Source organism: Promicromonospora sp. NPDC052451 (genome assembly GCF_044547525.1).
Taxonomy (GTDB): Bacteria; Actinomycetota; Actinomycetes; order Actinomycetales; family Cellulomonadaceae; genus Promicromonospora.
Map to the genome: position 1 here is coordinate 328,257 of NZ_JBIUAP010000001.1, position 26,983 is coordinate 355,239.

General features: G+C 73.3%; 28 protein-coding genes. 14 read left to right on the top strand and 14 right to left on the bottom strand.

Features of this window, described 5'->3' with window-relative positions:
• Nucleotides 1-330 precede the first annotated feature (330 nt).
• From ACIG47_RS01430 to ACIG47_RS01440, 3 genes are all read right to left on the bottom strand, one after another.
• Entirely contained in the window at nucleotides 331-783 is a 453-nt protein-coding gene (locus ACIG47_RS01430) for an SRPBCC family protein (RefSeq protein ID WP_397429308.1), read from the bottom strand.
• Between the two features lie 75 nt (nucleotides 784-858).
• Nucleotides 859-2,010 (bottom strand): PASTA domain-containing protein, encoded by a 1,152-nt coding sequence (locus tag ACIG47_RS01435; RefSeq protein WP_397429309.1) that lies wholly within the window; start codon nucleotides 2,008-2,010, stop codon nucleotides 859-861.
• On the bottom strand, nucleotides 2,007-2,642 hold the full coding sequence (locus ACIG47_RS01440; protein ID WP_397429310.1) for a SigE family RNA polymerase sigma factor: 636 nt from the start codon (nucleotides 2,640-2,642) through the stop codon (nucleotides 2,007-2,009). The genes ACIG47_RS01435 and ACIG47_RS01440 overlap by 4 nt, the downstream gene beginning before the upstream one ends.
• An 83-nt stretch (nucleotides 2,643-2,725) precedes the next feature.
• Here ACIG47_RS01440 and ACIG47_RS01445 point away from each other — a divergent pair, with 83 nt between their 5' ends.
• The 3 genes from ACIG47_RS01445 to ACIG47_RS01455 all read left to right on the top strand — a co-directional run bounded on the left by ACIG47_RS01445 (nucleotide 2,726) and on the right by ACIG47_RS01455 (nucleotide 5,700).
• On the top strand, nucleotides 2,726-3,835 hold the full coding sequence (locus ACIG47_RS01445; protein WP_397429311.1) for a DNA glycosylase AlkZ-like family protein: 1,110 nt from the start codon (nucleotides 2,726-2,728) through the stop codon (nucleotides 3,833-3,835).
• A 67-nt stretch (nucleotides 3,836-3,902) separates the two neighbouring features.
• Complete coding sequence (locus ACIG47_RS01450; RefSeq protein ID WP_397429312.1) at nucleotides 3,903-4,421, top strand: GNAT family N-acetyltransferase; 519 nt, start codon at nucleotides 3,903-3,905, stop codon at nucleotides 4,419-4,421.
• A gap of 91 nt (nucleotides 4,422-4,512) precedes the next feature.
• Nucleotides 4,513-5,700, top strand: coding sequence for a cytochrome P450 (locus ACIG47_RS01455; protein WP_397429313.1), 1,188 nt, complete (start codon nucleotides 4,513-4,515; stop codon nucleotides 5,698-5,700).
• A gap of 45 nt (nucleotides 5,701-5,745) precedes the next feature.
• On the opposite strand, the gene ACIG47_RS01460 is transcribed toward ACIG47_RS01455, so the two are convergent.
• Nucleotides 5,746-7,029 carry a cytochrome P450 gene (locus tag ACIG47_RS01460; protein ID WP_397429314.1) on the bottom strand — a complete coding sequence of 428 codons (1,284 nt, stop codon included), beginning with the start codon at nucleotides 7,027-7,029 and terminating at the stop codon, nucleotides 5,746-5,748.
• Between the two features lie 132 nt (nucleotides 7,030-7,161).
• Here ACIG47_RS01460 and ACIG47_RS01465 point away from each other — a divergent pair, with 132 nt between their 5' ends.
• Nucleotides 7,162-7,404 (top strand): hypothetical protein, encoded by a 243-nt coding sequence (locus tag ACIG47_RS01465; protein ID WP_397412370.1) that lies wholly within the window; start codon nucleotides 7,162-7,164, stop codon nucleotides 7,402-7,404.
• 93 nt (nucleotides 7,405-7,497) lie between these two features.
• Here ACIG47_RS01465 and ACIG47_RS01470 read toward each other — a convergent pair whose 3' ends face one another.
• The 5 genes from ACIG47_RS01470 to ACIG47_RS01490 all read right to left on the bottom strand — a co-directional run bounded on the left by ACIG47_RS01470 (nucleotide 7,498) and on the right by ACIG47_RS01490 (nucleotide 11,265).
• Complete coding sequence (locus ACIG47_RS01470) at nucleotides 7,498-8,004, bottom strand: FBP domain-containing protein (protein ID WP_397412372.1); 507 nt, start codon at nucleotides 8,002-8,004, stop codon at nucleotides 7,498-7,500.
• 433 nt (nucleotides 8,005-8,437) lie between these two features.
• Nucleotides 8,438-9,256 carry a MerR family transcriptional regulator gene (locus tag ACIG47_RS01475; RefSeq protein ID WP_397429315.1) on the bottom strand — a complete coding sequence of 273 codons (819 nt, stop codon included), beginning with the start codon at nucleotides 9,254-9,256 and terminating at the stop codon, nucleotides 8,438-8,440.
• Nucleotides 9,257-9,294: 38 nt separating this feature from the next.
• Nucleotides 9,295-9,819: a VOC family protein gene (locus ACIG47_RS01480; protein ID WP_397429316.1), complete on the bottom strand. Its 525-nt coding sequence runs from the start codon at nucleotides 9,817-9,819 to the stop codon at nucleotides 9,295-9,297.
• Between the two features lie 87 nt (nucleotides 9,820-9,906).
• Nucleotides 9,907-10,269, bottom strand: coding sequence for a DUF3817 domain-containing protein (locus ACIG47_RS01485; RefSeq protein ID WP_397412378.1), 363 nt, complete (start codon nucleotides 10,267-10,269; stop codon nucleotides 9,907-9,909).
• A gap of 66 nt (nucleotides 10,270-10,335) precedes the next feature.
• Nucleotides 10,336-11,265 (bottom strand): DMT family transporter, encoded by a 930-nt coding sequence (locus tag ACIG47_RS01490; protein WP_397429317.1) that lies wholly within the window; start codon nucleotides 11,263-11,265, stop codon nucleotides 10,336-10,338.
• Here ACIG47_RS01490 and ACIG47_RS01495 point away from each other — a divergent pair.
• Complete coding sequence (locus tag ACIG47_RS01495; RefSeq protein ID WP_397429318.1) at nucleotides 11,264-12,676, top strand: PLP-dependent aminotransferase family protein; 1,413 nt, start codon at nucleotides 11,264-11,266, stop codon at nucleotides 12,674-12,676. The genes ACIG47_RS01490 and ACIG47_RS01495 overlap by 2 nt on opposite strands.
• Before the next feature lie 25 nt (nucleotides 12,677-12,701).
• On the opposite strand, the gene ACIG47_RS01500 is transcribed toward ACIG47_RS01495, so the two are convergent.
• On the bottom strand, nucleotides 12,702-13,031 hold the full coding sequence (locus tag ACIG47_RS01500) for a TfoX/Sxy family protein (RefSeq protein WP_397429319.1): 330 nt from the start codon (nucleotides 13,029-13,031) through the stop codon (nucleotides 12,702-12,704).
• A gap of 10 nt (nucleotides 13,032-13,041) precedes the next feature.
• Nucleotides 13,042-13,533, bottom strand: coding sequence for a nitroreductase family deazaflavin-dependent oxidoreductase (locus ACIG47_RS01505; protein ID WP_397429320.1), 492 nt, complete (start codon nucleotides 13,531-13,533; stop codon nucleotides 13,042-13,044).
• 166 nt (nucleotides 13,534-13,699) lie between these two features.
• Between ACIG47_RS01505 and ACIG47_RS01510 the strand changes: the two genes are divergently transcribed.
• The 8 genes from ACIG47_RS01510 (at nucleotide 13,700) to ACIG47_RS01545 (ending at nucleotide 22,732) form a co-directional block, all read left to right on the top strand.
• Nucleotides 13,700-16,714 (top strand): glycoside hydrolase family 2 TIM barrel-domain containing protein, encoded by a 3,015-nt coding sequence (locus ACIG47_RS01510; RefSeq protein ID WP_397429321.1) that lies wholly within the window; start codon nucleotides 13,700-13,702, stop codon nucleotides 16,712-16,714.
• 111 nt (nucleotides 16,715-16,825) lie between these two features.
• The gene (uxuA, locus tag ACIG47_RS01515; protein ID WP_397429523.1) at nucleotides 16,826-17,941 is read left to right on the top strand and encodes a mannonate dehydratase; all 1,116 of its coding nucleotides are present in this window, start codon (nucleotides 16,826-16,828) and stop codon (nucleotides 17,939-17,941) included.
• Between the two features lie 84 nt (nucleotides 17,942-18,025).
• Nucleotides 18,026-18,634 (top strand): DinB family protein, encoded by a 609-nt coding sequence (locus ACIG47_RS01520; RefSeq protein WP_397412390.1) that lies wholly within the window; start codon nucleotides 18,026-18,028, stop codon nucleotides 18,632-18,634.
• Nucleotides 18,631-19,227: a GNAT family N-acetyltransferase gene (locus tag ACIG47_RS01525; protein ID WP_397412392.1), complete on the top strand. Its 597-nt coding sequence runs from the start codon at nucleotides 18,631-18,633 to the stop codon at nucleotides 19,225-19,227. Before ACIG47_RS01520 ends, ACIG47_RS01525 begins: the two co-directional genes overlap by 4 nt.
• Nucleotides 19,228-19,339: 112 nt before the next feature.
• Nucleotides 19,340-19,756 (top strand): VOC family protein, encoded by a 417-nt coding sequence (locus ACIG47_RS01530; protein ID WP_397412394.1) that lies wholly within the window; start codon nucleotides 19,340-19,342, stop codon nucleotides 19,754-19,756.
• Nucleotides 19,757-19,787: 31 nt separating this feature from the next.
• Nucleotides 19,788-20,654 (top strand): alpha/beta fold hydrolase, encoded by an 867-nt coding sequence (locus ACIG47_RS01535; RefSeq protein ID WP_397429322.1) that lies wholly within the window; start codon nucleotides 19,788-19,790, stop codon nucleotides 20,652-20,654.
• 103 nt (nucleotides 20,655-20,757) lie between these two features.
• Nucleotides 20,758-21,573 carry a DUF1206 domain-containing protein gene (locus ACIG47_RS01540; protein ID WP_397412398.1) on the top strand — a complete coding sequence of 272 codons (816 nt, stop codon included), beginning with the start codon at nucleotides 20,758-20,760 and terminating at the stop codon, nucleotides 21,571-21,573.
• 61 nt (nucleotides 21,574-21,634) lie between these two features.
• Nucleotides 21,635-22,732 (top strand): RDD family protein, encoded by a 1,098-nt coding sequence (locus ACIG47_RS01545; RefSeq protein WP_397429323.1) that lies wholly within the window; start codon nucleotides 21,635-21,637, stop codon nucleotides 22,730-22,732.
• Between the two features lie 33 nt (nucleotides 22,733-22,765).
• On the opposite strand, the gene ACIG47_RS01550 is transcribed toward ACIG47_RS01545, so the two are convergent.
• Together ACIG47_RS01550 and ACIG47_RS01555 are read right to left on the bottom strand one after the other, a co-directional pair.
• Nucleotides 22,766-23,941, bottom strand: a complete 1,176-nt coding sequence (locus tag ACIG47_RS01550; protein WP_397429324.1) for an AI-2E family transporter — start codon at nucleotides 23,939-23,941, stop codon at nucleotides 22,766-22,768.
• A gap of 139 nt (nucleotides 23,942-24,080) precedes the next feature.
• Entirely contained in the window at nucleotides 24,081-24,521 is a 441-nt protein-coding gene (locus ACIG47_RS01555; RefSeq protein WP_397412404.1) for an ester cyclase, read from the bottom strand.
• A 104-nt stretch (nucleotides 24,522-24,625) separates the two neighbouring features.
• On the opposite strand from ACIG47_RS01555, the gene ACIG47_RS01560 reads away from it, so the two are divergent.
• On the top strand, nucleotides 24,626-25,468 hold the full coding sequence (locus ACIG47_RS01560) for a helix-turn-helix transcriptional regulator (RefSeq protein WP_397412406.1): 843 nt from the start codon (nucleotides 24,626-24,628) through the stop codon (nucleotides 25,466-25,468).
• A gap of 9 nt (nucleotides 25,469-25,477) precedes the next feature.
• On the opposite strand, the gene dnaB is transcribed toward ACIG47_RS01560, so the two are convergent.
• Nucleotides 25,478-26,842 carry a replicative DNA helicase gene (gene dnaB / locus ACIG47_RS01565; protein ID WP_397412408.1) on the bottom strand — a complete coding sequence of 455 codons (1,365 nt, stop codon included), beginning with the start codon at nucleotides 26,840-26,842 and terminating at the stop codon, nucleotides 25,478-25,480.
• Nucleotides 26,843-26,983: the final 141 nt, after the last annotated feature.

Below are 26,983 nucleotides of genomic sequence, written 5' to 3' on the forward strand. Positions count from 1 at the left end.
CGTGAACGGCGCGGTGTCGACCGCGTCGGACGGTGGTACTCACCGAAGTTCTCCAAGTCGCCGGTTTCGCGGACCCGTACCGGTCTGGGGAATGGGGACCGCGGCTGCGCCTCCGGTGGCGCAACGGATCCGACGCTACATACGGGTCCCCACCTTGTCTCGATCAGATAACGGTTGTTGTGAAGTATCGAGCTGTCCGAAACGCGCGTAACTTTTCGCCTCAATGCCTTTTCGCAGTTCAAGGGTCATTCTTGGTGGCGAAATGGCGTTCTGGGAGGCGTACGGAAACACCGGAGGAAATGATGTGACACGCCGGTAGCGCGCGGTGTGTCAGTCCTTTTCGCGGACTATGCGCTCCGACTCGGCCACCAGGCCGGCCAGCTCCGTGTCCACCAGCTCGCGCATCCGGGAGCCGAGGGCGAGGTTGGTCAGCCCGGCGAGCATCCCGCTCTGGGCGACCACGAGCGTCACCTCGCACGTCTCGCAGTCCTCGCCCGGCACCGGGGCGATCAGGTGGGCCGCGCCCGTGCGCACCCCGGGCGTGCTGCTCGACCAGGAGAAGCCGCGGCCCTCGGTGAGGCCGTCCACCTCCCACGTCGCGCGGGGCAGGCCGGGCTGCTCGATCTCGACCCGGGAGCCCACGGCCAGCCGGGTCCCGTCGAGGATCGACACGCGCGTCATGGACCGCGTCCAGGCGGGCATGCGCTCGACGTCGGACAGGACCTGCCAGACGACGGCGGCGGGCGCGTCGACAGGGGCGCTGGTGCGGTAGGCATGGGCCACGGGCCCAGGCTACGCGGAGACGAGGAGCGTCCCGCGCGGCCCGGGCCCGTGGCGGGCCTCCGCGTGGTCGGCCGGTCAGGGGCCGGTGGAGAGCACGATCGTGACGGGGGCGCCCCAGGTGACGAGCGCGCCCTGCGCCGGGTCGGAGGAGAGGACCGTCCCGTCGGGCACGGTGTCCGACCGCTGTTCCTCGAAGGAACAGGCGAGATGCTTCTGCAGGCAGACGACCTCGACGTCCTCGCGAGTCATCGCCGTGAGGTCGGGGATCTCGATGGCGCTGTCGGCGACGGCGTCGGGCAGGCGGGTGAGCTCGGTCGTCAGGTAGATGTCCGTGCCGTGCTTCGTGTCCCGTGTCTCGAGCGGCAGGTTGCGCGTCTCGTCGTAGATCACGGTCCGCATCCTGTCGTCGTCGCCGTACTGGTACGTGGCGGCTGTGCCCCGGCGGTCCTCCGAGTCCCGGACGCCCTGCTCGACCTCGACGCCGTCGAGGTCGGTGAGCAGCTCCCACGCCGCGGCCCGCAGCTCCGGGGCGGCCGGCGCCTGGGTGGCCAGCCGGGCCGCGACGTCTCGCAGCTGCTCCATGCCGTGGCTCGACGGCGCGTCGACGTCGTCGTAGTGGGCGAGCAGGGCGTCGTGCAGGGCGTCCGGCTCGGTCGGGAGCGCCGCCATCGCCGCCCAGGAGTAGCTGCGGGCGTGCCCCTCGATGTTGATGTGGTCACCGAGGTGCATGAGTGCCGGGCCCTGCGCGGTGAGCTCGAAGCTGACGCCGTCGCCGTACCAGCTCTCGCTGCCGAGCTCGCTGCCCAGTGGCGCCTCGGCCTCGGACCCCGCGCCGGCCTGACCGGGTGCCCCTCGGGTCACGACGTGGAAGTAGGTCGCCTCACGCCAGCCGTGCGGCGGGACCACCGGTTCCAGGGCCGGGTAGGTGGGCAGCTCGGGCAGCGGGTCCCCCTCGCTCGACGTACGGGGCGGCCCGGTCGGCGACGGCGAGGGCTCGACCGGCATCGTCGTCGAGCCGCCGGGCAGGACGGTCCCCGGCTCCAGCGTGGTGGCCGCCCAGGCCCCGCCGCCGAGGGTCAGCGCCAGGGCCAGCCCGACGCCGCCCGCCCGGACGGCCCGGTGCCGCCGGGCGGCGGGGACGACGCGCGCGACGTCGACGTCGATCCGCGGCGCGACCCGCGCGACCTGCGCCCGCAGGTTCTCGGCGAACTGCTCCTCGTCGTTCATGACCCGCTCCTCTCGTGGTTCGTGTGCTCTGGGGCCGCGTCGCCCGTGCCGTCGGCCCGCAGGATCTCGCGCAGGCGGACGATGCCACGGGACGCCGTGGACTTGACCGTGCCGACCGAGACGCCGAGCGCGTCGGCGACCTCGCGCTCCGCCAGGCCCTCGAGGTGCCGGAGCACCACGATCCGGCGCTGCTTGGTGGGAAGCAGCCGGAGTGCGCGGACCAGCCGGTCGCGTTCGGCGTGCACGTCGGCGGGGCTCCGGCCGTCCTGTGCCCGCTCCGGCAGGGTGTCCGCGGCCATGAGGACCTCTCGACGCCGTCTGCGCCAGCCGTCGACCCGCAGGTTCGCCAGGACGCGCCGGGCGTAGGCGAGCGGTTCGCCGCTGCGGGCCTTGGGCCAGGCCAGGTACGTCTTCATCAGGGCCTGCTGCACCAGTTCCTCGGCCTGGTGCGTGTCGCCGCACAGCAACCAGGCGGTGCGCGCCAGCGCCGGGGCGGACCGGGACATGAAGGCGGCGAACTCCGCCTCCTTGTCGCCGGCGACCACGACGTCGAACGGGCCGGCCACGTGGGCCGCCTCGCGACCGTGGACCGGGTCGGGGCTCGAGCGCCCCGCGACCATTGGCATGCTCATGCCTCCTTCACGGTCGGGGGGCGGCGAAAGGTTGAGCGGGTCACCCGGCGCGGTGTGTCGGTGTGCTTCCGTATCCTCACCGCATGGCCACGCACCGGCTCACCGTCCAGCAGGCACGCCGCATCGTGCTGCGCGCCCAGCTGCTCGACGCGCACCGTCCGGTCGACCTGGTGCACCTGGTGGAGGACCTCACCTTTCTCGCCGTGGACCCGACGTCGGCCGTGGCGCCGGCGGTGGACCTCGTCGCCTGGTCGCGGCTCGGCGGGGAGTACTGGGTGGGCGCCGTCGACGACGCGATCACCGACCGCATGCTGTTCCAGCTCCGGGGCACGGTGCGGTCCATGGGCGACCTGCCGCTGTACCTGGAGCAGATGGCCCGGTGGCCGCAGAACGAGACCATGCGGCAGTGGCTCGCGGACAACGCCGGGTTCGAGCGGGAGGTGCTGGCGCTCGTCGAGGCGGAGGGCCCGGTGCTCGCCAAGGACGTGCCGGACACGGCACGCGTGCCGTACACGTGGGGCGCCGAGGGCTGGAGCAGCCGGCGCAGCGTGGCCGAGATGCTCGAGGCGCTGAACATGCAGGGCAAGCTCGCGATGGTGGGTCGCAAGGGCCGGCAGCGGTTGTGGGACCTGGCCGAGCGCGTGTACCCGCAGGTCGATCCGGTTCCGTTCGAGCAGGCGCTCACGGAGCGGGTGGAGCGGCGGCTCGCGGCCGAGGGGATCGCGCGCAAGCGCGTGCAGGGACGTTCGGGGGACGGTGCCTGGTGGGTGGACCTGCCCGGCGAGGTGGTCGAGGTGGAGGGTGTCGACGGGCAGTGGCGGGTCGACCCGGAGCTGCTGGACCGCGCGGACGACGAGATCGAGCCGCGCACCGCGCTGCTGTCCCCGTTCGACGCGATGATCGCCGACCGGACCCGGCTCCTGGACCTGTTCGACTTCGAGTACACGCTGGAGATGTACAAGCCGAAGGCAGCGCGGCGCTGGGGCTACTTCGCGCTGCCGATCCTGCACGGGGAGCGGTTCGTCGGAAAGCTCGACGCCAAGGCCGACCGCAGGAGGGGAGTGCTCGACGTGTTCGCGGTGCACGAGGACCTGCCGTTCGACGGGGCCGCCATGGACGCCGTGCACGCCGAGATCGAGAGCCTCGCGTCCTGGCTGGGCCTGGGCCAGGTCGACTACGCCCGGGACTCCTGACTCCCGGTCAGGTGGTTGAAAGTTTCACAAACCACGGATGTCACGTCATGCGGCTATCATCCGCGAGGTGACGTCGCAGATGATGGTCGACCTCCTCCCCGTGGGTGAGGACGTGCTCGAGGACCTGCTCGCCGTGGCCGTGACCGAGGCGCAGCCCGGTGAGGTGATGCCGCCCGCCGCGGGCGAGTCGGCGACCGAGGCCCGCACCGCCTGGACCGAGCCGCGCAAGGGCGCCTTCCGGGAGTACCACCGGCGGTGCCGGGTGAGCCTGGACGCCCCCGTGCCCGAGGTGACGTGGGCCGTCACGGCCGGCGGCAGGGTCGTGGGCGCCGCCCGGCTCGCCCTGGTCGACGGCGATCCCGGGGCGCGCGAGGTGGGTCTGTGGCTGGGCCGCTCCTCTCGCGGGCAGGGCATCGCGGGCGAGGTGGCCTACTGGGCGCTCGCCGCGGCGCGGACCATGGCCGCGGAGCGCCTGGTTGCCCGGTCGGTGCCGGGCAACGTCACGGCTCGCCGTTCGCTGCAGCGCATCGGCTTCGAGCTGGTGGAGCAGGACGGCGTGCTGATCGGGACCATCGCCGTGCCCTGATCTCGCCGGACGATTCGACCGGGCATCATGGACAAAGCGGGCATCTCAGAAAAGACTGTGCCTGACCGGTCGTTCGTCGTGAGGAGAGCTCGTGGAAACCCTGGTGCTGGACGCTGCCGGCAGGGCGCCGCTGGAGGAGGTGGCGCGGCTGCGTGCCAAGGGCCCCGTCACCCGGGTGGGGCTGCCGGGCGGCGTGGCCGCCTGGGCTGTGACCGACCTGGCCCTGCTGCGCCCGATGCTGGTCGACCCGCGGATCTCCAAGGACTCCCACCAGCACTGGACCGCCCTCGTCAACGGCGAGATCACGCGCGAGTGGCCCCTGTTCACCTGGGTCACCAGCAGGTCGATGTTCAACTCGTACGGGGCCGAGCACCGGCGCCTGCGCAAGGTCGCGGCGCGGGCCTTCACCGCACGGCGCACCCGTGCCATGCGACCCAGGATCGAGGCGGCGACCACCGGCGCCCTCGACCGGCTCGCCGCCGCGGGCGCCGACGGCGTCGTCGACCTGCGCGAGCAGTTCGCCTACCCCATCCCGATCGAGGTGATCTGCGACCTGCTCGGCGTGCCCGACGGCCAGCGCGGCGACATGCGGCGGTACGCCGACGTCCTGATGGACACCAGCGCGACGGCGGAGCAGGCGCTCTCGACCCAGGTGGCGCTGCGCGCGCTGATCACCCAGCTCGTCGAGGCCAAGCGCGAGCAGCCGGACGAGGACCTGACCAGCGTGCTCGCCGCCGAGCTCCCCGCTGCCGAGGCCGCCGGCACGGCACAGCTCGCGCTGATCGCCGGCCACGAGACCACCGTGAACCTCCTGGCCTCGGCCGTACGGCTCCTGCTCACCCACCCCCACGTCCTGGCCGCGGCCCGCGCGGGCGAGGTGGCGTGGGCGGACGTGGTCGACGAGACCCTGCGCGTGGCCCCGCCGGTCGTCTACATCCCGCTGCGGTTCGCGGTCGAGGACCTGGAGCTCGGCGGCGTCCCCATCACCAAGGGCGACCCCATCATCGCGGCGTTCGGAGCCCCGGGCCGCGACCCCGGTCTGCACGACGAGCCCGCCCTCTTCGACCCGGCGCGCCGGGACCGTACCCACCTCGCGTTCGGCGCGGGCGCCCACCACTGCCCGGGGGAACCGCTCGCCCGGCTGGAGGCCGAGATCGCCCTGCCCGCCCTGTTCGACCGGTTCCCCGGCCTCCGGCTCGCCGACCCGGACGCCGACCTCGGCCAGGTCCCCGGCTTCGTCGCCAACGGCCCCGTGCGGCTGCCGGCCGTCCTGGGCTGACGGGTGTCGCCGTCCGGCCACCACGCCGGGCTCACCGGCAGGCGCTCACCCGTCGACGTCGCCGTACGCCGTGGCCCGCCGGTACGTGACCGGCATCCGCGCCGGGTGCCGCACCCACGGCGACGGCGCCCACGGCAGGCCCTCGTCGGGCACGTGCAGCGTCACGTCCATGTTCCGCAGGAGCTCGTCCACGGCGACGCCCGCGATCAGCCGGGCCTGCCGCGGCGCCGGGCACCGGTGCAGCCCGGTGCCCCAGGACAGGTGGGCCCGGTTGTCCACCTGGTCCCACGGGTCGTCGCTGTGCACGGCGGGGTCGGCGTTCGCCGCGGCGATCGACAGCACCAGGGCGTCGCCCTTCCTGATCAGGCGCCCACCCAGCTCGACGTCGTTCCGTGCGAACCGCAGCGCCGGAGACTGCGCGATCGGCGACTCCCGCCACAGCACCTCGTCCAGGGCACCGTCCAGCGTCAGCCGTCCGCCCGCGACGCGCGCGGCGAGCGTGCGGTCGGACAGGACCAGGTGCACCGTCTGCGTGATCCACGCCGTCAGGAAGATCGCCGCGGCGTGCATCGGCACCACGGCGCTCGCCGCGATCTCCCCGTCGTCCGCGAAGTTGCGGTGCACCGCGAGGTGCGCGATCAGGTCCCGGCCGCCGTGGGCGCGGCGCTCGCGGATGTGCTGGAGGATCGTCCCGGCCACCCGTGCCTGCGCGGCGGCGACCTCCTCCCCGTCGCCGACGACGACCTTCGCCGAGTCGGTCATGAGTCGGCCGCCCGTCTCCAGGTCGAAACCGAGCAGCGTGGTCATCGCGAGGAACCCGGCGGGCTGGCAGTACGTGCGCACCAGGTCCACGGTCCCGGACTCGCCCATCCGGTCGATGATCCGCTCGCACATGTCCTTGGTCTGGTCGCGCACACGGCGTTCGTCGAGCGCCTCCAGCGCGTCGTCCAGCGGTGTGCGCAGCCGGCGGCGCTCCTCGCCGTCGTGATGGAACGACGCCGGACGCGGTTGCGCGGGAGCGAAGGTGGCGATGGCGGTACCCGCGGGCAGCAGGTCCTCGGAGTTCCAGCGCCAGGTGCGCGGGTCCTTGGCGAACTGCGCCTCGGAGCGCATCACGTGGCAGTTCTCCTGGTGGCCCATGACCAGCCACCCCGGTACCACCTGGTCGCCGGCGCTCTCGATCTCGACCGGGGCGACGGGTCCCCACCGCGCCTGCAGGGCGGCGTAGGCCCCCGCCTGGTCCGGGCTGCTGGTGAGCTCTGTGAGGGAGACGAGTCCCGACAGCTCCTCCAACACGACCGTCTCGTCCTGAATTGTCCGGTGAGCCATGGCTGCATCCGACCACAGCCGCCCCGGATCCGGAAGGGCCGCGGGGCCCATCGGGAGACGGACACTTCCGCGACGTGAAAACTCGGTCCCCGAAGTGCTGTGACATCCGCGCGACCGCCGCGTCTGCAGGGCATGACGCAGACAACGAGCAGGACCTACGGCCTCGCCTCGAACCCCGCGGAGTGGGCGGCGCACCGTCGCGCGGTCGTCTTCTCGGTGCACCGCATGTTCCCCGGTGTCGACGCCGAGCGGGCGGCGACCGAGGGCCTGGGCGAGCTCTGCCGGCAGATCGTGGTGCACGGCGCCGTCGACCGTCCGGCCGTCGTGTGGTGCGAGGCAGCCATCGCCGCGGCCGCGCGGCTGCGCACCGCATGAACCGGCGGTGGTGCGTCCCGGCCCCGGCTCTGCGGCCGCACGTGCGCCTGTCGGACGCACAGGCCACGGGGACCTGTGCGCCCGACGCGAAGGTCAGCGCGTGCTGCCGACCTCTGCCACGAACCGCGCGGCGCGTTCGCGCAGACCGGCGATGCGGCGGTCGGTGATCAGCTCACGCACGGCCGGGTCGTTGCCCGCCTCCGTGAACGTGGGCGTGCGCCGCACGTTGCGCGAGCACACGAACTCGGTGCAGATCAGCGTGCCGATCGTGTTGCCGTTGCGGCCGGACGCGCCACCGCGGCGGGCGACGTACATCGAGACCTCGTCGGTCACGACCACGTCCTCGCACCACGCGCACACGCCCTTGGCGCGGGCGCGACCCGTCTTGGCGTCGGTGGAGCGCAGCAGCACCCCGGTCGGGGTGCCGTCGAGCTCGAGCACCACGTACGAGGACAGCGGCGCCTTGCGGTCGTGCCAGCCCAGGTAGTCCAGGTGCTCCCAGTCGAGGGTGTCGAGGTCGGGCAGGGTGGCCTGTGCGGCCTCCCGCTTGCTCGCGTTCAGGAAGGACGCGCGGATCTGCTTCTCGGTCAGGGGGTTCATCAGGTATCGGCTTCCGGTCGTTCGGAGCCGCCGCCGGCATCAAGCCGTCGGCACGGACGTGCACGACGACGCCGCGGTCACCTCGACACGGAGGCCACCGGGCCGGCGGGCGGCAGGGCAGGGGACGACGCCGCGCCCGCCCTCCGACGTCCCGCCCAGGCGCACACGACCGTTGAACGGTCGGTGAGTGCGCGGCAGGGAAGCTCAGAGAGTCGTGACGCGGGTACGGGTGCTGCCCGAGCAGGCCTGGACGGCCGCCCCGCATCCCGCGGTGAGTTCCCGCATCTCTCGCTCCTGTGTCCGGTGGAGCCGGCCGGGCGAGACGCCACGGGGCCGACCGTTCGATGCTACGACACACGCCCCGCGAGGGACACGTGCTTTTGCCCACAGGCCAGTCCGGGTGCCGGTCCCAGCTCCACCCCTGGCTCCACCCCTAGGTCCACGTAGCAGTCTCCGGGTCGACGCCGTGCGCCCGGGCGTTGGCGTCCACCGCGTCCCGGAGCCACCCGGCCAGGCCCGGTGCGATGCCGTCGTAGAACGAGCGGTAGCCGGGATCGGTGACGTACGTGCGGCCGAGGCAGACGTGCATCGAGTGGGTGCAGTCGAAGTAGGCGCCGATCGACGCCCGGTGCCGCTCCGCGAGCGCGCGGGCCCGCGCGCTGTCCGGTGGCACGCCCTCCCGGACGGCGGCGCCGAGGTCGGCGTGCAGCACCTCCAGGTCGGCCACGATCCGGCGGTAGTCCTCCGGGCCACGGTCGGCCGCGCGCTCGGCGTACTGCGCCCACTGCGCGGTGTCGCCCCAGCGCTCGCGGGCCTCGGCGGTCCAGGCGGGCTGCCAGTCCGCGCCGAAGATCTTCGCCTGATCCTCGGGCGTGAGCAGCACGCCGGACCGGCGGGCCTCGATGAGCCGGTCCAGGGCCTCGGCGGACCGCTCCAGGTGGCGGATGCGGTCCCGTACCTGGTCGCGCTGCCGCAGCAGCGACTCCTCCGCGTGCTCGGCCGGCGCGTCGAGCAGGGCCGCCACGTCGGAAAGCGGTACGCCGAGCTCGCGGTAGAGCCGGATCCGGTGCAGCCGGGTCACGTCCGCGGCGTCGTACAGGCGGTGGCCGCCCGTGGTGCGGCGGGACGGGCTGGCCAGGCCCAGCTCGTCCCAGTGGTGCAGGGTGCGGACGGTGACGCCGACGGCGGACGCGGCGCCGCCGACGGTCAGGCCGTCCGGCGGCACCGCGCCGGCAGCGCGCACGTGGGTCATCCGACCCAGTCTCGCAGCCGGGACCGCGGCCCGCGGTGTCACTCCGCGGGCGCGTCGATGCCCACGTCGCGCAGGTTCCGGGCCGCGGCGCTGTCCGGGTCCCAGGGCTGGGCCGCGGTCATGGTCACGCGGACGTTCTCGGGGGTGACCACGTCCACGTCGACGGTGCCCCACGGCATGGTGCGGGGGCCGGTGGTGCAGCCGGGCACGAGCTCCTCGCAGGCCGTGGCGATCTCGCCGGCCTGGCCGAGCACGCACGAGAAGCTCACGCTCAGGGCCGGCCCGGAGCCCGGAGCGGGTGCACCCGCCGCCGGGTCCGCGGGCACCAGCAGCACGTCCTGGAACATCCAGCGGCGCAGGTGCACGACCTGGCCCGGCGCCGAGTAGAACTCGAAGAAGCCGAGCCCGCGGACCCAGAAGTCCGTGGACGCGGCCAGGTCGGTGGTGGGCACGGTCACGAACATCGGCATGCCGTAGATGCCGCGGAAGAGCTCCGGAGCACGGACGTCCGGTCCGGGCACGGGGACGGGGCTGACGTCGAAAGCGGGGTAGATGTCGGTCATGCCGTCAGGCTGCCCCCTCACGTCGCGTGAGGTTCAAGCCGGCCCCGGGTCTTTTTCGCGGGGCCGGGGCCTGGGGCCGGCGTCGAGCTAGCGCGTGAGCTGCGGTTCTGCGGGCTCCTGCGTGGCCGCCGCACGGTCCGCAGGTTCGGCGAGGTGCCCCGTGCGCTTCAGCCACCACTCGGCGAGCAGCGTGGTCAGCGGGGGCACCGACGACGCCAGCGCCACCAGCGTGCGGAACCAGCCCCAGCGCAGCCGCACGGCGACGACCAGCGTGACCACGACGAACAGCACGAACGCCCCGCCGTGCAGCCGCCCGAACAGCCACACCCCCGCCTCGGTGGTCTCGGTGACGTACTTGAGGAACATCCCGACCAGCAGCCCGGCCCAGGTGAACGCCTCGATCCAGGCGACGACGGCGAACAGGCGGCCCAGACGGGACATCGGGGGCATGCGGGGTTCCTTCCGGAGGCGGGACGGGACGTGCGCCCCAGTCTGCCCGACGCCCGGCGGTGCGCCTCAGCCGGGCTGCCGCAGCCGGGACCGCACGGCGACGCCCGCGCAGACGATGACCGCCGCCCCGCCGAGCACCGTGGGCCAGCCCACCTGCTCGTGCAGCAGCAGCGCCGCCCAGCCGATACCCAGCACGGGCTGGACCAGCTGCACCTGGCTGACCTGCGCCATCGGCCCGATCGCGAGCCCGCGGTACCAGGCCACGAAGCCCAGGAACATGCTCACGGTGCCCAGGTAGCCGAACAGCGCCCAGTCGAGCGGGCTGCCCGACGGCGGCTGCCGCACCACCGAGACCGCTGTGAGCAGCGCCATCGGCACGGCGGCGAGCACGAGCGCCCAGGAGATCGTCTGCCAGGAGCCGAGCTCACGGGAGAGCAGCCCGCCCTCCGCGTAGCCGAACCCGCACGCGAGGACGGCGGCGAGGAGCAGCAGGTCGGACCCGTGCAGCCCGCCGAGCCCGCCACCCTGGACCGAGGCGAAGGTGATCGCCGCGACCGCGCCCAGCGCCGCCATGACCCAGAACGAGGTGCGGGGCCGCTCGTGCCCGCGCAGCACCACCAGCACCGCGGTCACCGCGGGCAGCAGCGCGACCACCACCGCGGCATGGCCGGCCGGTGCCGTGGTGAGCGCGAACGACGTCAGCACCGGGAAGCCGACCACCACCCCGCCCGCGATGACCGCGAGCCGGGCCCACTGCGTGCCACGCGGCCGGCGCTGCCGGGTGATCGCGAGGGCGGCCGAGGCCAGCACCGCCGCGACCACGGCCCGCCCGCAGGACACGAACAGCGGCGACATGGCGCCGCCGCCGACCACCACGCGCGTGAAGGGGAGGGTGAACGAGAACGCCAGGACCCCGAGGAGCCCCCACCAGAGCCCGGCACGAGAGGTCGATAGCGGCCTGCGCACCGCGAGGGTAGCGCTACTGTTGGCTGTCATGTATGACGATAGCAGCGGTCGCATCGTCGCCGGGCTGCGCGAGTGGATAGCGGACGCCGCACCTGGCGCGCGGCTGCCCTCCAGCCGGGAGCTGGTGACGCGGTACGGCGCGAGCCCGGTCACCGTGCAGAAGGCGCTGCGCACCCTCGTGGCGCAGGGAGTCGTGGAGACCCGGCCCGGCGTCGGGGCGTTCGTGCGAGCCGTGCGGGTGGCCCGCCCTCACGACTTCGGCTGGCAGACGGCGGCGCTCGGGCCCCGGCCGAAGCCCGCCCAGCAGCTCTCCCGCGCGCAGCACACCGTGCCGAACGACGTCGTCGCGCTGCACTCCGGCTATCCGGACCGCGAGCTCCTGCCCGAGCGCCTGGTCCGCGCCGCCTTCATCCGGGCGGCGCGCACCGACGCCGCGGTGACCCGGTCGCCCGCGGCGGGCGAGCCCGCGCTCCAGGCCTGGTTCGCGGCCGAGGTGGGTGGTGCCGCACCCGTCGGCGTCGCACCGCCCGCGCCGAGCGACGTCGTCGTCTTTCCCGGTAGCCAGAGCAGCCTGAGCATCACGTTCCGGGCCCTGGTGGGCGAGGGTCGCCCGCTGCTGGTGGAGTCGCCCACCTACTGGGGCGCCCTGCTGGCCGCCGAGCAGGTGGGCGTGCAGGTGGTGCCGGTGCCCAGCGGCCCCGGCGGCCCCGACGCGGAGGCACTCGCGCGTGCGTTCGAGCAGACCGGGGCACGGGCCCTGTACGCGCAGCCGCACTTCGCCAACCCGAGCGGGGCGCGCTGGACGGCGGCGCTGTCCGACGAGGTGCTGCGCCTGGCCCGGCAGCACGGCGCGTACGTGATCGAGGACGACTGGGCGCACGACTTCGGCCTGACCGAGGACGTGGTGCCGCTCGCCGCCCGCGACGACGCCGGGCACGTGGTCTATGTGCGCTCGCTGGCCAAGAGCGTGTCGCCGGCGGTGCGGGTGGCCGGGCTCGTCGCGCGCGGGCCCGCGCGCGACCGCATCCTCGCCGGCGCGCAGGCCGAGTCGATGTACGTGAGCGGCATGCTCCAGGCCGTGGCGCTCGACGTCGTGACCCAGCCTGCCTGGCGCACCCACCTGCGTGGTCTGCGTCAGCAGCTCGCGGGACGCCGTGACCTGCTGCTCGCGGCGCTGCGCGAGCACGTGCCGGAGGCGCAGGTCGAGGCGGTGCCGCAGGGCGGCCTCAATCTGTGGGTACGGCTCCCCGACACGACGGACCTCGCCCGGCTGGTCCGGGACTGCGAGGCGGCGGGCGTGGTGGTCGCGGCCGGTGACGAGTGGTTCCCGGCCGAGCCGACGGGGGCCTTCCTGCGGCTCAACTACTCCGGCCCGAACCCGGGGGCGTTCCCCGAGGGGGCGCGCGTGATCGGGGAGATGCTGGCGCGGCAGCGGAGCTGACCGGCGTCGGGCACTGCCGGCAGCACTACGTGGCCGGCAGCGTCCGGGCCCAGGCCACCCCGCGACCCACCCACGCGGTCACCTCCGGCTCGGAGCCGAGCGCGTCCGCCGGGACGTCCAGCCAGCCCGCCATCGTCCGGGCGCCCATCACGGCGCGGCGGGCGGCCGTGGTGCGGGCCAGCTCCTCGGCGGCGTCCGTGCCCACCCGGACCAGCAGCCCGTCGCCGCGCACCGCCACGGCGAGGGTGCCGTCCACCAGGAACGACAGCCCGCCGAACATGCGCTTCTCGGAGAGCCCGGGCTCGCCGGCCAGGGCGTGCCGCACCTCGTCGGCGAGGGTCTGGTCGTAGGCCATACCCCCGAGGTTACGTCCGGGGCAGCCGTTCCAGGCGGAACAGGCGCACCACCCGCCCGGACGTCCGCTCGTACTGCCGGTACCCCGGCCACTGCCGCTCGATCTGCGCCCACACGGCGTCGCGCTCGCCGTCCTCGACGGGCGTGGCCCGCACCGGGATGCGACGGCCGTGCACGCTGATGCTCGCGTCCGGGTGGGCCAGCAGGTTGTAGGTCCAGGCGGGGTGCCGATCCTGGGCGAACGCCGAGCCCGCGACGATCGCGCGCCCCGGTCCGTCGGGGGTGTACATGAGGTACGTGTCCCGCTGTCGGCCCGACCGCGCCCCGGTCGAGTGCAGCACGAGGGAGGGCACGAGCAGCGCGCTGACCTGCAGGCGCCCGCCGGAGCACCAGGCGACCGCCCGTTCGAGGGGCGGCAGCAGCACCGGGCCGACGGCACGGAAGGCCCGTGTGCGCGTCAGCGGCGCGATCAGGGAGCGAACGGTGTCCAGCAGGCCGGCCATCTGCTCATGGTGGGTCCGGACGGCCTCGGTCGCCTGCGGAGCCGGTGTCCCGCGAGCGGGCGACGGCCGGTGATCACGGCCTGCAACGTTGAACACCCGCGGGTGTAGCGTCTCGACCGGCGCTCCCGCTCGTGCGCTTCCCCGACCGACGTCGCCTGGAGGAGTCATGACCATCACCCACGAGACCGTTGCCGTGCCGGACGGCGTGGTCGCGCCGCGGTTCCGCCCGCCGGCCGGAGCGTCGAGCGCCGTGACGGTATCCCTCGACGGGGAGTGGCGGTTCCGGCTGTTCCCGCACCCCGACACGGGCGTGGACCGCGCGGACCCGGGGGACGGCTGGGACCGTCTGGCCGTGCCCGGCCACTGGCAGCTCGCGCAGGCCCCGCACGCCTGGCCGTACGGCGTGCCCGAGTACAACAACGTGACCTTCCCGTTCCCGATCGAGCCGCCCCACGTGCCCGACGACAACCCGACCGGCGAGTACCGCACCACGCTGCGGCTCCCGGCGGACTGGCCCGAGGGCGGCCGCACCCTGCTGCGCTTCGAGGGGGTGGACTCGTGGTTCCAGGTGGCGCTCGACGGCGAGCTGCTCGCGACGTCGCACGGCTCCCGGCTGCCCACCGAGGTGGACCTGACCGGCCGGCTGCGGCCCGGCACCGACCACCTGCTCGCGGTGCGGGTCACCAGGTGGTCGGCGATGTCGTACGTCGAGGACCAGGACCAGTGGTGGCTCTCGGGCATCTTCCGCAGCGTGTCGCTGGAGCACCGTCCCGACGGCGCGCTCGACGACGTGCGCGTGCAGGCCGCCTACGACCACACGACCGGCACGGGCACGCTGCGCGTGGACGCCTTCACCGTGGACGCCATCCCCCAGGACGGCCGCACCGCGGGCGACGGCCGGGACGCCGTGGCCGCCCGGGTCGCCGTGCCGGAGCTCGGCGTCGAGGCGGCGTCGGGCGAGGAGGTCCAGGTGGCCGTCGAGCCCTGGAGCGCCGAGCGCCCGCGGCTCTACGACGTCGTGGTCACGACCGAGACCGAGACGGTGACGCTCGCCGTCGGCTTCCGCACCGTCTCGATCGAGGACGGCGTGTTCCTGGTCAACGGCCGGGCGGTCACGTTGCGCGGCGTGAACCGGCACGAGTTCGACCCGCTGCGCGGTCGCTCGGTGACCCCCGAGCGGATGCTCGAGGACGTGCTGCTCATGAAGCGGCACCACATCAACGCCGTCCGCACGAGCCACTACCCGCCCCACCCGCACTTCCTGGACCTGTGCGACCGGTACGGCCTCTACGTCATCGACGAGAACGACCTGGAGACGCACGGCTTCACGGACGACCGTGGCTGGGAGGGCAACCCGGTCGACGCCCCGGACTGGACCGAGGTGCTCGTGGACCGTGTCACCCGGATGGTGCGCCGCGACGGCCACCACGCGAGCATCGTCCTGTGGTCGCTCGGCAACGAGGCGGGCAGCGGCATCAACGTGCCCGCCATGGCCGCCGCCGTGCGCGCGCTCGACCCGAGCCGCCCGATCCACTACGAGGGCGACTGGTCCAGCGAGCACGTGGACGTCTACTCGCGGATGTACGCCGAGACCGAGTACGTGAACCTCGTCGGGCAGGGCATCGAGCCCGAGCTGGAGCGCGCCGACGCCGACGCCCGCCGCAGGGGCATGCCGTTCCTGCAGTGCGAGTACGCGCACGCCATGGGCAACGGCCCGGGCGGCCTGTCCGACTACGACGCGCTGTTCGACCGGTACCCCCGCCTGATGGGCGGGTTCATCTGGGAGTGGATCGACCACGGCCTGACCCGCACGGACGCCGACGGCAACCTGTTCTCGGCGTACGGCGGCGACTTCGGCGAGCGGTTCCACGACGGCACGTTCATCGCCGACGGCCTGCTCCTGCCCGACCGGACCCCTTCCCCGGGTCTGCTGGAGACGGCGGCGGTGTTCTCGCCGGTCCGGATCGACCCGCAGCCGGACGGCACCCTGCTGGTGCGCAACCGGTACGTGTTCCGGGACACGAGCCACGCGGAGCTGCGCTGGACGCTGCACCGCGGCGACGAGGAGCTGGCCACGGGCACCCTCGACCTGGTGCTGGACGCCGGGGCGGAGGCCGTCGTCCGCCCGCCGGCCGACCTGACCCTGCCGGAGCCCGGCGCCGCGCCCGTCTGGTGGACGCTGCGGGCCGTGCAGGAGAAGGCCGACGCGCTGGAGGAGGCGTGGCTGGAGCCCGGGTTCGTGCTCGGGTCGGGGCAGCTCCTGCTCGTGGAGCCGGCGCCGCTGCCCGCGCCGTCCGGCCGGGTGGCCGTCGAGGCCGACGGCGGGTACTCGGCGGGCCCGGCGCGCTTCGACCGCCGCGGCGACCTGCGGTCGCTCGCGGGCCGCGAGGTGCACGCCTTCCGGGTGGACGCCTGGCGCGCACCCACCGACAACGACCGCCGCGCCGGCATGTGGCGCGGCCTGTCCGACGCCGACGTGTGGCGCAGCGCCGGCCTGCACCTGCTGTCCGAGCGCAAGGCCGGGGTCGTGGTGCGGGAGGACGGCGCGCTGGAGATCGACGCGCGCGTCGCGGGCCCGGCGACGCGCGCGGGCTTCGCCACGCGCTCCACGTGGCAGCCGGTCACGGACGCGCCGGACGCCGTCGACCTGCTCCTGGACGTGCGCCCGGAGGGGCGCTGGCCGCAGAGCGTCGCGCGCCTCGGTCTGCTGCTCGCGCTCGACGAGCCGCGGGCCGCCGACGCCGGGGTGCGCTGGACCGGACTCGGCCCGGACGAGTCGTACGCGGACTCCAGGAAGGCGGCGCTCGGCGGGGCGTGGCAGCACACGGTCGCCGACTGGCAGACCCGGTACACGCACCCGCAGGAGAACGGCGCACGACGGGGCGTGACCAGCGCCGTCCTGTCCTTCGCGGACGGCTCGGGCCTGCGGGTCGACTCGGGCGGGACGAGCGTCGGGGGTCGTCCGCAGGTCGGCTTCGAGCTGTCCCTGCGCCCGTGGTCCGACGAGGCGCTCGACCGGGCGGCGCACCCGCACGAGCTCGTGCCGGACGGCCGGCTGTGGCTGCACCTCGACGTCGCGCAGCACGGCGTCGGCAGCGCGGCGTGCGGTCCGGGCGTGCTGCCGAACGCTCAGCTCCACGCGGCACCCTTCCGGATGCGCCTGCGCCTCACCGCGCTCTGAGCCGCGCCCGGCCAACCACTCCGTGGGCACCGTGCCCGCCCCGCTCGCCGGGGCGGGCATGATGTATACAAGAGCGGCTGGACAACGACGACGAGGAGAACCGCTGTGAAGATGGGCTTCCGCTGGTACGGCGAGGGCAACGACACCGTGACGCTGGATCACGTGCGCCAGATCCCTGGCGTGGAGACCATCGTGTGGAGCCTGCACCACAAGCAGGCCGGCGAGGTGTGGGAGCAGGCCGAGATCGACGCCGAGATCGCCAAGATCCAGGGCCTGTCCGACGCGGCGCGGGCCCAGGGCATCACGAAGACGTTCGATGCTGAGGTGGTCGAGTCGGTCAACGTGCACGAGTCGATCAAGCTCGGCCGCACCGTGCTCGGCCTGAGCCGGGACGAGGCGATCGAGAACTACGTGACCACGATCCGCCGGCTCGGCCGGGCGGGTGTGAAGGTGGTCTGCTACAACTTCATGCCCGTCTTCGACTGGCTGCGCACCGACCTGTGGCACCCGCTGCCCGACGGTTCGACCGCCCTGTACTACGAGAAGGCAGTGGTCGACCAGATGTCGCCCGAGAGCCTGATCGCCGACATGGAGGCCAACACCCACGGCCTCACCCTGCCGGGCTGGGAGCCCGAGCGGCTCGCGAGCTTCCATGAGCTCAACGCCGCCTACGAGGGCGTCACGCACGACGACATGTACGTCAACTACAAGTACTTCCTGGACGCGGTGATCCCCGTGTGCGAGGAGGTCGACGTGAAGCTCGGCGTGCACCCGGACGACCCGCCCTTCGACGTGTTCGGCTGGCCGCGCGTGGTCTCCACCACGGAGGGCATCGCCCGCGTGCTCGACCTGAACCCCAGCCCGTACAACGGCCTGACGCTCTGCCTGGGCAGCTTCTCCGCCAACCCGGAGCACGACGCCGTCGACGCGGTGCGGACGTTCATGGACCGCATCCACTTCAGCCACGTGCGCAACATCAAGCACTTCGACAACGGCGACTTCACCGAGGTGGCGCACCGCGCGTGCGAGGGCAGCGTCGACACCACCGGGATCATGAAGGCGTACGCCGAGGCGGACTACCAGGGGTACATCCGGCCCGACCACGGCCGGCACCTGTGGGACGAGAACACCACCAACAAGCCCCGCCCCGGCTACGGCCTCTACGACCGGGCGCTGGGCATCGAGTACCTGCTCGGCGTGTGGGACGCGTACCGCTACCAGGCGTGACCGGCAGCCCTCGCCCGCTCGCGGCGGGCGAGGGCGGCCGAATTCCCGTGGCGGCCGGTCCTGCCGCGGGGCCACTCTGGTGGCATGGAGCCACAGGAACGGGCCGAGGAGCCCGAGACGACCCGCTGGACCGACGCCACGGTCTTCCCTGACATGTGGACCGACCCCGACGACGACCCGCGCGAGACCGACACCCCGCTCACCGACGAGCGCGGCATGCTGCTCGAATACCTCCGCTACTACCGGCTCACCCTCGAGATGAAGTGCGCAGGGCTCGACGCCGAGCAGCTCGCCCGCCGCTCCGCGCCGCCGTCCACCATGTCCCTGCTCGGGCTGCTGCGGCACCTCACCGACGGCGAACGCCACATCCGGCGTGTCCTGGCCGGCGAGGACGCGCCGGCGATCTACCGGACCGACGAGGACCGCGACGGCGATTGGAACGGCGCCGTGGCCGAGCAGTCTGTGGTCGACGACGCCTGGCGCCGCTGGCGTGCCGAGACGGCGGCCACCGACCGGTACCTCGACGGCGTCACCGACCTCTCGGCGTGGAACGCCGGAGCCTCCGACCTCGGCCCGGAGGGCGCCGACCTCCAGCTCCGGGACGGCATCATGTCGCACGTCGTGGAGTACGCGCGACACTGCGGCCACGCGGACATCCTTCGCGAGCGCGTCGACGGCCGCGTGGGCCAGTGATCACCGTCCGGCCCGCCAACGAGGTGTCCTGGGACGACCTTCAGGTGGTGCTGGGCGACCGCGGGGCCCCGGAATGGTGCCAGTGCCAGTGGTTCAAGGCACCCAGCGCTGAGTTCGACGCCCTGGACGGACCGGAACGCCGGCGGCGGTTCGCGGAGCAGACGGCCTGCGGACGCCCGGCCGCGTCGTCGACCAGCGGGCTGGTCGCCTACCTGGACGACGAGCCCGCCGGATGGTGCGCGGTCGAGCCGCGCACCGCGTACCCACGGCTGCGTACGTCGCGGCTGGTCTGGGCCGGCCGGGACGAGGACCCGGAGGACCCGTCCGTGTGGTCGGTGACGTGCTTCGTCACGCGGAAGGGCTACCGGCGCCAGGGCATCGGTACCGCGCTCGCCCGCGCCGCCGTCGACCACGCCCGCGGGCACGGCGCGACGGCGGTCGAGGGCTACCCGCTGCTGCCGCGGGCCGACCGGAAACCCGGCAGCGATGAACTGTTCGTCGGCACGGTAGGCATGTTCGGGTCCGCTGGTTTCGTGGAGGTGAGCCGGCCCACGGACCGCCGGGCGGTGATGCGCGCCGAGACCTGGGGGTGAAGTCCCGGCCGACGGCTCCCGGCCCCTTGCGCCCGAGCCGGGCGGTGCCAACCTGGAAGTGTCCGGCGCGCAGGGGGCCACCTCGCCGGCGGTCACGAAGGAGTGAGACGACATGGTCACCACACGGCGCGGGTTCTCCAGCTTCTCGGCGGACGACCTCGACGCGGCACGCACTTTCTACGCGGACACCCTCGGGCTCCCCGTCACGGTGGTCGGCGACGGCGGCGGCCTCGTGCTGCACCTGCCCCACGACATCCCGGTGTTCGTCTACCCCAAGGAGAACCACCGGCCGGCGACGTTCACGGTCATGCACCTGCTGGTCGACGACGTCGACCCGGTCGTGGACGAGCTCGCCGCCCGCGGCGTGACCTTCGAACGGTACGAGGGGTTCGACCAGGACGAGAAGGGCATCGCCCGCGGCTTCATGGAGGGCGGTGACGGTGCCTGGTTCACCGACCCGGCGGGCAACATCATCGGCCTCGCGGACGGGACCAGCATGGACCGGCTCGTCAGGGGGACGAGCGACTGACCGTCCCCGGCCTCGGCTAGCATCGGGCCCCATGTCTCCGACCTTCGTGCTGGTCCACGGCGCGTTCGCCAACTCGTTCTCGTTCGCGCCCCTCCAGGCGGAGCTCGCGCTGCTCGGCCACCGTTCGGCCGCCGTCGACCTGCCGGGCCACGGGTTCGAGGCGACCTACCCCGCCGCCTACCAGGCCCCGCAGGACGGCGCGGCTCTCGCGACCACGCCCGGCAGCATCAAGGGGGTGACTCTGGCGGACAATGCGGCACGCGTGATCGAGGTGCTCGAACGCGCTCGGCGCAACGGGCCCGTCGTGCTGGTGGGCCACAGCCGGGGCGGGATCACGCTGACCGCCGTCGGCAACGCCCGCCCCGACCTGGTCGACCGGATCGTGTACGTCTCCGCCTGGGCCCCGGTGGACCTGCCCGTGGGCGACTACTACGCCGAACCGGAGATGGCCTCGGTCGACGCCGCGGCGCTCGCGGGCGCGCTGGCCGCAGACCCGGCCGCCGTCGGCCTGCTGCGGTCCAACTTCCGCACGGCCGACCCGGCCGTGCTCGCCGGTCTCAAGGAGGCGTTCCTCGCCGACGGCACCGACGACGAGTTCCGGGTGTTCCTCAACTCCTTCCAGCCGGACGAGAACCTGGACGTGGGCTCGTCGGCGGACCGGGCTCGGGCGGACACCTGGGGCACGATCCCGCGGACCTACGTGCGTCTGAGCGCGGACACGAGCATCCCGCCCGCGATGCAGGACCGGATGATCCGCGAGGGGGACGTGCTCACGCCGGGCAACCCGTACGACGTGCACACCCTGGAGTCGAGCCACCTGATGTGGCTGGTGCGGCCCCGCGCAGCGGCGGAGCTGCTGGCAGGGCTGACGGTCGGCGAGCCGGCCGCAGCGGACTGAGCCGGCGTCCCGCCCTCACCGGCGCGGGCGTCGCGTGCGAATTCAGCCGAAATGCGCGACTGTTGATCGCGTCGCGACCCATGCGGCCCACGGAGGTGTCGACGTGTCCCAGAGTTCCTTCGCCGACGGCGCGGACGCCGTGCGACGGGCCCGGGCGAGCGGTACCGTCCGTGCCCTGGCCCGCGCGGGTTACGTGGCCTCGGGTGTGCTGCACCTGCTGGTCGCGTGGCTCGCCGCGCAGATCGCGCTCGGTCGTCCGGCCGGTGAGGCGGACGAGTCGGGTGCCTTCCGGACGCTCGCCCGGGCGCCCGGCGGCGACGTGCTGCTCTGGGCCGTCGCCGTGGGCTTCGCCGCGCTCGCCCTGTGGCAGCTCGCCACCGCTCTCCTCGGTGCGCCCACCGTGCGGAACCAGGTGGGCGCCCGCACCAAGAGCGTGGCGAAGGCCGTGCTCTACGGCGCGCTGGCGACGAGCGGGGCCCGGATCGCGCAAGGTGCCGGCGGATCCGGCAGCAGCGAGGAGAGCCTGACGGCCCGGGTGCTGGCGGTGCCGGGCGGGGTGCTGCTGGTGGGCGCCGTGGGCCTGGCGATCGTCGGCGTCGGTGCGTACCACGTCGTCAAGGGGGCCCGGAAGACGTTCCTGCGCGACCTCGTCGGGACGGGCGGGAGCGCGGTGGCCCCGGTCGTGGTGCGGCTCGGACAGACGGGGTACGTCGCCAAGGGCATCGCACTCGGCGTGGTCGGCGCCCTGGTGGTGGCCGCCGCCGTCACGACCGACCCGGAGCAGGCCGGTGGCCTGGACGAGGCCCTGCGCACCCTGCGCGACCAGCCGTTCGGCCCGGTGCTGCTGCTGGTGACCGCCGTGGGGATCGCTGCGTACGGCGGGTACTCGTTCGCACGGGCGCGCCTCGCACGCCTCTAGCGCGGAGGGAGCTCCTCGCCGTGGCCTGGGCCTGGCCCGGTCGATCTGCCAGGATTCGGGCATGAACAGCCCGGACACGTCCCCGAGCCGGACGGGCGGCCACGTAGTGTCCGACGTCGTGCCGGACACCGCTCTCCTGCCGACGGGCCACCCGCGGCCGACCTACGCGGCGTGGTGGCAACGTGTCCTGGCCGCAATGCTCGACGACGCCGTCCTGGCCGGCGTCACGTGGTTGGCGCTCGGCACGGGTGTCGCTCAGCCGACGCTCACGCCGTACCTCGGGCCGGACGGCGACGGCTGGCCGAGCAGCCCGCTGGTCCTGGTTCCCGTGGGTGCCGTCGCGCTCCTCCTGGTGCTGCAGGGCACCACCGGGTGGACGCCGGGCAAGCTCGTCGTCGGTATCCGTGTCGTCGACGAACGGTTGGCCGGCCCGGCCGGCGTGTGGACGACCCTGGCGCGGTGGGCGCTCCACCTGCTCGACGCGCTGCTGCTCATCGGATACCTGCGCCCTCTCTGGCACCGGAAGCGGCAGACGTTCGCCGACGCGATCGTCGGCACCGTGGTGGTACCCGCGCTTCCCGACCTGCCGCACAGGCCCCGGGTCCTCGTGCACGCGGCGGCGCTCGTCGTCGTCGTGCTGGGGCTGGGGTACGGGTGCGTGCCGCTGAGCAGCGCCAGCGTGTCGACCGTCGTGGAGCCTGCCGCGTGCGACGCGGACGGCGCCGGGCCCGCGTTGACGACGGGCGAGATCCGGCTGGGCGGGTCCGTCGCGGTGGACCAGGAGCGCCGGCTGTGGACCGTGCGGGAGCACCGCACGGCCCTCCCTGGTGCGATGCTCACCTGGGTGAGTGCTCCGTCGGCACGCGACGTCAGGTACCGCGTCGAGCTCGACGCCCGCCCCGCCTCGGGCGACGGTCCCCGGGTGTCACGCTCCTGGAACCTCGGCACCGGTGAGAGGGCCGACCTGTCGGAGTCCGGTCAGATCACGCACAGCCGCCGGCTCGCGCCGGACGGCGACCTCCACGAGGCACAGGTCGAGGTCGCCGAGGCCGCCGGTCTGCCCGGCCCCCGCAGCACGGAGCTGTGGATCCGGGTGCGCCTGCTCGCCGACGGCGCGGTGGTGGCGGACTGCGAGCGCCCGGTCGGCTACGCGCACTGAGCTGAGCCCCCCGGCGCGTCGGGGCAGGCGCCGTCAGACCGTCTCGGCCCTCTTCTGCCGGGCGAACTTCGCCGGCAGGTCGGGCCCGTCCCACACCTGGATCGCGCGCCAGAGCGACGCGGCGATCGGCACCGCGAGCACCGCACCGGTGATGCCTGCGAGCACCGTGCCCGCCGTCAGGGCGAACAGGATGACGAGCGGGTGCAGGCGCAGGGTGCGGCCCATGACGATCGGCTGGAGGAAGTCGCCCTCGAGCTGGTTGACGGCGACGACGATCGCGACCACGATCAGCGCCTCGATCGGCCCGACCGCCACCAGCGTGACCAGGGCCGCGAGGATGCCGGCCACGGTGGCGCCGACCAGCGGGATGAAGGCGAGCAGGAAGACCAGCACGGACAGCGGGATGACGAGCGGCACGCCCACGATCGCCAGGCCGATCCCGATGCCGACGGCGTCGACCAGCGCCACGATCGCCGTCCCGCGCACGTAGCCGCCCAGGGTGCTGACGGTGGCCGCGCCGACACGCTGCCCGCGCTCGTACCGGTGGCCCTCGAACGGCCGCAGCAGGAACTCCCACATCGCCGGGCCGTCCTTCAGGAAGAAGAACAGGACGACGATCATGATGAAGAACCCCGCGACGAAGTCGGCGGTCTGGGAGACGCCCGCGATGGCGCCGGACCCCACGGCGTCGGACTGCAGGAAGCTCACGGCGGTCTCGCGCAGCGACGCGATCTGCTCGTCGCCGATGTCGAAGGGCAGGTCCTGGACGTAGGTCTGCAGCGAGTCGAAGCCGTCGAGAGCCTGCGTCTGCAGCTCGTCCCACTGGTCGACGACGGCGCGCACCACGAGCCAGACGATCGCCGACAGCAGTGCGACCAGCGCCAGGAGCGAGACCCACGTCGCGAGCAGCGACGGCCAGCCGTGCCGGCGGAGGAACGAGACCAGCGGGAAGATCGCGGCCGCCAGCACCAGCGCGATGAGCACGGGGATCACCACGAGGGTCAGCCGGGTGCCGACGAACACGACCACAGCGACGACCGCGAGGACGGCGAGGATCTGCAGCGACCGGGTGCCGACCCGGCCGAAGCCGTCCGACCACAACCGGGACGACCTGCTCTCGGCGGGGGCGGCGGGCACGACAGGTCCCGTCGTCGGTGCGTTCTCGGCGCTCGGTCGGGGGCCGCGCGTGCCTCGGCGGAAGAGACCCATCGTCCGTCCTCCTCGTGCAGGTCCAGCGGGTGCCTGACGTGCCGACGTTAGTGTGCCGCGGCCTCGGTCGCGCGGCGGCCGGGCCGGCCCGGGCCTGTGCCCGGACCGGCCCCGCAGTGTCACACCGGCGGTCCCCCGGTCATCCCTGGGCGGTGAGCTGGGCCTGCAGTGCGACCCCGTCCATCAGGTACCACATGTGCTTGAAGCGGCCGTCGACGACCTCGTAGAACGCGGTCTCGGCGAAGGTGACGGTCGCTCCGGTGGGTGCGAGGCCGTTCCACTCGGCGACCGGTGTGCCGGTGTCGACGAGGCGGGCCGCCACGTGGGTGCCGTCGACCAGCAGCTCCTGGACCTCCCAGGAGAGGTCCGGGACGGCATCCGTGTGCCGGCGGAACTCCGCCACCATGTCGTCCCGGGAGACCGGGGTGCCGTTCATGATGACCTCGTCGTGCGCGAACTCGGCCATGCGGTCGAAGTCGCGGTTGTTCGCCAGCTCGATGTACCGGCGGTAGAAGTCGCGCAGCTCGTCGGGGGTCATCCCTGCGGTCTGCGGAGCCGTTCCTGTCGTGTCAGTGCTCATGCCGACGAGTCTTGTTGCGTGCCCGCCGCGGCAAAAGGGACCGCACGAGGGGCGTACCGACAGGGCTACCCTGCGTGGCACCGCCGCGTGGTACGACTGGTGCTGTGGTCGTGAACTCCCGGGAGCTTGCCGGCAGCCTGCGTGTGTGGCGCGACAGGGTGTCGCCGGCCGAGGCCGGCCTGACCGCGGGGCCGCGCCGCCGCGTACCGGGCCTGCGCCGTCAGGAGGTCGCGGAGCTCGCGGGTCTCTCGGTCGAGTACCTGGCACGCCTGGAGCAGGGGCGCGCCGGGCAGCCGTCGGGCTCGGTGCTGATGTCGCTGGCCCGCGTGCTCCGGCTGTCCGACCAGGAGCGTGCGCACCTGTTCCGGCTGGCGGACCAGGCCGAACCGCTGCCGGGGCAGATCAAGCGGCACATCACGCCGAGCGTGCAGCGCATCCTGGACCGGCTGACCGACACGCCCGTCACCGTGGTCGACGCGTCGTGGCAGTGCGTGGTCTCGAACGCCATGGGCTACGCCCTGACCGGTGACACGACGATGCTGCCGCTGCGGGAGCAGAACCTCGCGTGGACGACGTTCATGAACACGCCCACCCGGTACGTGCGGACCGACGAGGAGGAACGGCTCCTGCGGCTGGAGGTCGTCGCCGACCTGCGTGAGGCGTGGGTGCGCTACCCGCAGGACACCCTGCTGCGCGGCCTCATCGCGGAGCTGCAGGAGGTGAGCCCCGACTTCGCGCAGCTGTGGGAGCAGCGGGTGCCGCCGCAGCCCGCGCCGGTCAGCCGGACCTTTCTGCACCCCGACATCGGGCCGATCACCCTGGAGTGCGACATCCTCACCGTCCGCGACAGCGACCTGCGCCTGCTCGTCTACACGGCCGCGCCCGGCAGCGAGGCCGCCGGACAGGTCGAGCTCCTGGCGGCGATCGGTCTCCAGCAGTTCAGCTGACGCCGCAGGTCACACCTGCATGTCGACGAACCGCTGGTAGTGGCCCTGGAACGCCACGGTGATCACGTCGGTGGGGCCGTTACGGTGCTTGGCCACGATCAGGTCGGCCTCGCCGGCGCGCGGCGACTCCTTCTCGTAGGCGTCCTCGCGGTGCAGCAGGATCACCACGTCGGCGTCCTGCTCGATGGAGCCCGACTCACGGAGGTCGGACATCTGCGGCTTCTTGTCGCTGCGCTGCTCGGCGCCGCGGTTCAGCTGCGAGATGGCGATCACGGGCACCTCGAGCTCCTTCGCGAGCAGCTTGAGCGACCGCGAGAACTCGGAGACCTCCTGCTGGCGGGACTCGACGCGCTTGCCGGACGACATGAGCTGCAGGTAGTCGATGACCACCAGCTTGAGGTCGTGCTTCTGCTTGAGCCGCCGGCACTTGGCGCGGATCTCCATCAGCGACATGTTCGGCGAGTCGTCGATGAACAGGGGGGCGTCCGACACCTTGCCCATGGTGGCGGCGAGCTTCTGCCAGTCGCCGTCGTCCATGTTGCCGCTGCGCATCTTGGTGAGCGGCACGCGGGCCTCGGCCGCGAGCATACGCATGACGATCTCGTTGCGGCTCATCTCCAGGGAGAAGATGACCGAGGCCATGTTCTGGTGGATCGCCGCGTGCGAGGCGACGTTGATCCCCAGCACCGACTTGCCCACGGCAGGCCGGGCCGCCACCACGATCATCTGGCCCGAGTGCAGGCCGTTCGTCAGCCGGTCGAAGTCGGAGTACCCGGTGGGCACGCCGGTCAGGCCCTCGCCGCGGCCCTGTGCCGCGTCGATCTCGTCGAACGTGGGGCCGATGATGTCCGCGAGCGGCAGGTAGTCCTCCGCCGCGCGGCGCTCGGTCACGGCGTAGACCTCGGCCTGGGCGTTGTTCACGACGTCGTCCACGTCGCCGCCGTCGGTGGCGTAGCCCATCTGCACGATGCGGGTGCCGGCCTCGACGAGGCGCCGCATGATCGCGCGCTCCCGCACGATCTTGGCGTAGTACCCGGCGTTGGCCGCCGTCGGCACACCCGCCATGAGGTCGTGGATGTACGGGGCGCCGCCGACCCGGCCGAGCTCGCCGCGGCGCTGGAGCTCCGCCACCACGGTGATGGCGTCCGCCGGCTCGCCGCGGCCGTAGAGGTCGATGATCGCGTCGTAGACGGCCTCGTGGGCCGGGCGGTAGAAGTCGTTGCCGCGGATCTGCTCGATCACGTCGGCGATCGCGTCCTTGGACAGCAGCATGCCGCCCAGCACGCTCATCTCGGCGGCGACGTCCTGCGGCGGTGTGCGGTCGAAGCCGGGGCCGCCCCCGGAATAGCTCGACTCGAGCTCTTCGATCGACATCCGGCCCTCCAGCTTTCGTCAGTTCATGACACCGTCGCGCACGCCGCGCGTACGCACCGCCGTCCTACACCTGTTCTACCCTCGACCACTGACACCCTGCGGGACGTCGGCTCCGACACGCCCTCGTGCCGCACGCCACAG